Source organism: Mesorhizobium sp. M7A.F.Ca.CA.004.06.1.1, from assembly GCF_003999135.1.
Lineage (GTDB): Bacteria > Pseudomonadota > Alphaproteobacteria > Rhizobiales > Rhizobiaceae > Mesorhizobium.
Map to the genome: position 1 here is coordinate 1 of NZ_RZPQ01001445.1, position 460 is coordinate 460.

Annotated in this window: 1 protein-coding gene; it reads left to right on the top strand. The window is 62.4% G+C overall.

Annotated features, from left to right (window positions below; translation table 11 throughout):
* The coding region (locus tag EN906_RS36855) for a hypothetical protein (protein WP_127375901.1) at positions 1–460 on the top strand (460 nt) is incomplete at both ends.

A 460-nucleotide genomic window follows, 5' to 3' on the forward strand; every position in this document is an offset into this window, starting at 1 on the left:
GTGATGGGGTTCAAGACGAGCTACGAGATGTTGGCGGTCAAAGGCGATCCGGTGACGGAGAAATGCGACCTGAAGGGCTACAAGCTCGACGCCAGCGGCCGGCGCTTGCTGGAGCGGCAGGCGGAGGACTGGGTGACCTATTCCCCCTCGCACTCGCCGATGAACACCAAGACCACCGAACGCGTTCGCCTGATGCTGCCCGACCCGTCGAAGATGGGCGAGGACCAGGACGGCGAGAAGCTGAAGTTCATGACGGCGCGCTGGATGCAGATTGAGCCGGCCTATGATGCTTTCAAGAAGGGTCAGGATATCCCGGTCAATGGCATGGCGCTGGCGGCGTGGCCTGGCGTCTCGCCCGAACAGGCCGAAGTGCTTCGTCAGTGCGGCATCCGTACGGTGGAAGAAGTCCGCGACCTTCAGGAAGGCCAGATGGATAAGGTTCGCCTGCCCAACATGCGCG